The organism is Ruegeria sp. AD2(2025) (assembly GCF_056542385.1).
On sequence record NZ_JBQFZS010000027.1, the window covers coordinates 1 to 3,912 of the forward strand.

A 3,912-nucleotide genomic window follows, 5' to 3' on the forward strand; every position below is an offset into this window, starting at 1 on the left:
TCGGTTTACAACATCAACACCATTCGCGAGGGCGAGCTGGAGTTTGGTGTGGCGCAGTCGGACTGGCAGTACCATGCGTATAACGGCACCTCGAAGTTCGAAGACGCGGGCGCGTTTGAGAACCTGCGGGCGGTGTTCTCGGTGCATCCTGAGCCGTTCACGGTTGTGGCGCGTGCCGATGCGGGGATTTCCAGCTTTGAGGACCTCAAGGGCAAGCGCGTGAACATCGGTAACCCGGGCTCGGGTCAGCGCGGCACGATGGATGTTGTGCTGGAAGCGATGGGCTGGACCATTGATGATTTCGAACTGGCCTCGGAACTGAAAGCGGCCGAGCAGTCGGCGGCGCTGTGCGACAACCAGCTGGACGCGATGATCTACACCGTGGGTCACCCGTCGGGGTCTATCCAGGAAGCCACTACCGCGTGCGACTCGGTTCTGGTGAACGTGACCGGTGACGCGATCCAGGGTCTGATCGACGGCAATTCCTATTACCGCACCGCGACCATTCCCGGTGGCATGTATCGCGGCTCGGACGGGGATACCACGACCTTTGGTGTGGGCGCGACCTTCGTGACCTCGGCGGATGTGTCGGATGACGCGGTTTATGCGGTTGTCAGCTCGGTCTTTGAAAACTTCGACGACTTCAAAAAGCTGCACCCGGCATTTGCCAACCTGAAGCCGGAAGAGATGATCTCGGACGGTTTGTCGGCGCCGCTGCATCCGGGAGCCGAGAAGTACTACAAGGAAAAAGGCTGGCTGCAGTAAGCCGGACCTGATGTGGGGCGCGCCTGTGACGGGCGCGCCCTTTTTGCACACCCGGGGAGCTGGGTGACAATGAGGCCGAAACGGCCCGAAAAGATCGCACAGCGACGGGGAGACGCCTGATGAGTTCCGACACCCAATCCAACCGCCCGCTATCCGAAGAAGAGCTTCAGGATCTGGTGGCCTCGTCCGATGCGGGGGCGCGCAATCCGGCGGGCAATGTCGGGATATTCCTGGCCATCGTCGCGGTGCTGTGGTCGGTCTTTCAGGTGGTGCTGGCCTCGCCGGTCTCGAATATGCTGCTGCCGGGCAGCGTGGTGAACAACTCGCGCCAGATCCATCTGGCTTTTGCGATCTTTCTGGCCTTTGCGGCCTATCCGGCGCTGAAATCCAGCCCGCGTGACTACATTCCGATTCAGGATTGGATCATGGGCGTGGTGGGCGCGGTGATCGCGCTTTACGGTTATATCTTCTACGAAAAAGTCGTGAACAATGGCCTGCTGGCCGATGATGTCGACAAATGGGTCGCTCTGGGCGGGTTGCTGTTGCTGTTCGAGGCCGCGCGCCGTGCGCTTGGCCCCGCGATGGCGATCATTGCGACGATTTTCCTGGCCTATGTGTTCTTCGGCTCCTCCGACTGGGTGCCCGAGGTGATCCAGTGGAAAGGTGCCAGCCTGAAAAAGGCCATGAGCCATATGTGGATCACGTCCGAGGGTGTGTTTGGCATCGCGTTGGGTGTCTCGACCAAGTTCGTCTTCCTGTTCGTGCTGTTCGGCGCGCTTTTGGATAAGGCCGGGGCAGGGAACTATTTTATCAAGATGGCCTTTGGCGCGCTGGGACACCTGCGCGGCGGCCCGGCCAAGGCGGCTGTGGTGGGCTCGGCGGCCACGGGCCTGATCTCGGGCTCGTCGATTGCCAATGTTGTGACCACCGGTACCTTTACCATCCCGCTGATGAAGCGGGTGGGCTTTTCCAGCGAACAGGCGGGCTCGGTCGAGGTCGCCTCTTCCGTGAACGGCCAGATCATGCCGCCGGTGATGGGCGCTGCAGCCTTCCTGATGGTGGAGTATGTGGGCATCTCTTATGTCGAGGTGATCACCCACGCCTTCCTGCCGGCGGCGATTTCCTACATCGCGCTGGTCTATATTGTGCATCTGGAAGCGGTGAAGCGGAACATGCCGACGCTGGGCAACCGCGTGGTCTCGATGGGCCGCACGATTGGCGGCATGGCGATCTTCTTCGTGGGTTTTGCCGGGCTCTGCTATGGCATCCAGTATCCGATCAAGGCGATCATTGCGCTGATCCCCGATGCCTCGGGTCTGGTGCTGTCGGGCCTGATCGTGCTGGCCTATCTGTTCCTGCTGAAACTGGCCTCGGGGGTTGAGGATCTGGTGCCCGATGATCCCAACGCCAAAGAGGTCGAACTGCCGGTGATTGCCGAGATCTACAAGGCCGGTCTGCATTACCTGCTGCCGATCATCGTGCTGGTCTACTTCCTGATGATCGAGCAGAAATCGCCGGGCCTGTCAGCCTTCTGGGCGACCTCGCTGCTGTTCGTGATCCTGCTGACGCAGAAGCCGATGAAGTCGATCTTCCGCGGCGAAAACGACACCGCAAACGCCTTCCGCGACGGGGTTGTCGACCTGTGGAACGGTCTGATCGATGGCGCGCGCAACATGATCGGCATCGCGCTGGCCACCGCCACCGCGGGCGTGATCGTGGGTACCGTGACGCTGACCGGTGTGGGTCAGGTGATGGCCGATCTGGTCGAGTTCCTGTCGGGCGGCAACCTGATTGCCATGCTGGCGCTGGTCGGTCTGCTGAGCCTGATCCTTGGCATGGGCCTGCCGACCACGGCAAACTATATCGTCGTCAGCTCGCTGATGGCCGGTGTTGTGGTTGAGCTGGGCGCGCAGGACGGTCTGATCGTGCCGCTGATCGCGGTGCATCTGTTTGTGTTCTACTTCGGCATCATGGCCGATGTGACACCGCCCGTGGGACTGGCGAGCTTTGCCGCTGCCGCCGTGTCGGGCGGCGACGCGATCAAGACGGGCTTTACCGCCTTCTTCTACAGCTTGCGCACCGTGGCGCTGCCCTTTGTGTTCATCTTCAACACCGATCTTCTGCTCATTGATGTGGGCTGGGTACAGGGCATTCTGGTGGCGATATCCGCGACCATCGCGATCCTGATCTTCACCGCCGGTACCATGGGCTGGTTCCTCACGAAGAACCGCATCTATGAAAGCGTGGCGTTGATCCTGATCGCTTTCGCGCTGTTCCGCCCGGACTTCTTCATGAACCGGATCGCACCGCCCTTTGCGCAGATCGACCCCGCACAGCTGGAGCAAGCCGTGGGCGAGGCCGCCCCGGGCAGTTCCCTGCGTATCGAGGTCGCAGGCCCGGACTTTGACACCGGCAACATGACCGAAACCACCGTGGTCCTGACCATCGGCGACGAGGCGGACGGTGCGGCCCGCATCGACGCCCTTGGCCTGATCCCGCTGGAAGAGGACGGTCTGGTCAAGCTGGACGAGCCGCTGTTCGGCACCCCGGTCTCGGACGAGCTGTCGAACTTCGACTACTACGCCGACGAGCCGGTCCGCATCACCACCGTGCAGGCGCCCCAGAACCAGCCCCCCAAAGAGCTGATGTTCATCCCCGCGCTCCTGCTTCTGGGCCTCATCGCCTTCCTGCAAAGGGGCCGCGCCGCCCGCACCACTGAACAAGAGGTAACACCATGACAAAATCCGTCCTCTGTGCCGTGGACATCAGCAACGGTGATCTGGACGCCAGCGTGTTGGGCCGCGCGGCTCAACTGGCGGACCTCGATGATGCGCAACTGGATGTCGTCACGGTGCTGCCCGATTTTGGCGAAAGCTGGGTCTCGGGGTTTTTCGACGCCAGTTTCCACGACAAGGCGGTCGAGGCCGCGCATGACAAGCTGACCGAGCTTTGTGCCGCAACGCTGGGCGAGGACCGCAACGCCCGCGTCCGCCACGTCGTCGCCACCGGCAGCGCCTATAAGGAAATCCTGCACACCGCCCAGGAAGCCGGCAGCGACCTCATCGTCATCGGCGCCCATAAACCAGACCTCAAAGACTATCTGCTGGGCCCAAACGCCGCCCGCGTGGTCAGACACTCCCAAGTGTC

The 3,912-nt window shown here is 61.8% G+C and carries 3 protein-coding genes; all 3 read left to right on the top strand.

The genetic code is table 11. The features are described from left to right. Window positions 1–765 (top strand): TAXI family TRAP transporter solute-binding subunit (locus ACR1XV_RS21300; RefSeq protein WP_480535022.1); only part of this gene is annotated, 765 nt, incomplete at its 5' end. Window positions 766–884: 119 nt separating this feature from the next. Continuing rightward, window positions 885–3,503 carry a TRAP transporter permease gene (locus ACR1XV_RS21305; RefSeq protein ID WP_480535024.1) on the top strand — a complete coding sequence of 873 codons (2,619 nt, stop codon included), beginning with the start codon at window positions 885–887 and terminating at the stop codon, window positions 3,501–3,503. Beyond that, a partial coding sequence (locus tag ACR1XV_RS21310) for a universal stress protein (protein ID WP_480535026.1) occupies window positions 3,500–3,912 on the top strand: 413 nt, incomplete at its 3' end. The genes ACR1XV_RS21305 and ACR1XV_RS21310, both read left to right, overlap by 4 nt.

Coding starts and splice junctions, on each gene's coding strand:
- ACR1XV_RS21305 (WP_480535024.1), top strand. CDS start 885: ATGAGTTCCGACACCCAATCCAACCGCCCGCTATCCGAAGAAGAGCTT.